The following is a 342-nucleotide window of genomic DNA, read 5'->3' as shown; positions in this document are numbered from 1 at the left end:
GTTCTCTTGCAAAAATCCAAGAAGAGCAGTGTCGTCAAAGCCAATAATATGGTAGAGCTGTTATCCTGTGATCTGCGGGGGCAGCTGCCCAGTTGGTCCATTTCCCTGGATGTGCCCCAGATTACCGAAGTAGTCCTCTGCAACAACCCTATTCTTTTTTATCTTGAAACAGAGGAATCCCATCTTAAAATGCCCCTGAACAATGAAGCTTTGGGCTACACGGCCAACGTTTACAAAAATACGGGCAAGGGTTACCTCACTTTTAAATGCCTAAAGGACAGTGTTTCCAGCTTTCATGTGCCCGCCTGGCATGCCAACCAGCTTAAAATTTTGATCATAAAG

The 342-nt window shown here is 45.3% G+C and carries 1 protein-coding gene; it reads left to right on the top strand.

Features of this window, described 5'->3' with window-relative positions; translation table 11 throughout:
- Window positions 1-48: 48 nt before the first annotated feature.
- The coding region (locus ACRHOZ_RS20835; RefSeq protein WP_431130168.1) for a hypothetical protein at window positions 49-342 on the top strand (294 nt) is incomplete at its 3' end.

The organism is Flagellimonas flava (assembly GCF_050617915.1).
Lineage (GTDB): Bacteria > Bacteroidota > Bacteroidia > Flavobacteriales > Flavobacteriaceae > Flagellimonas > Flagellimonas flava_A.
The sequence above is the reverse complement of the archived record's forward strand: the minus strand, read 5'-3'. Positions and strand labels throughout refer to the sequence as shown.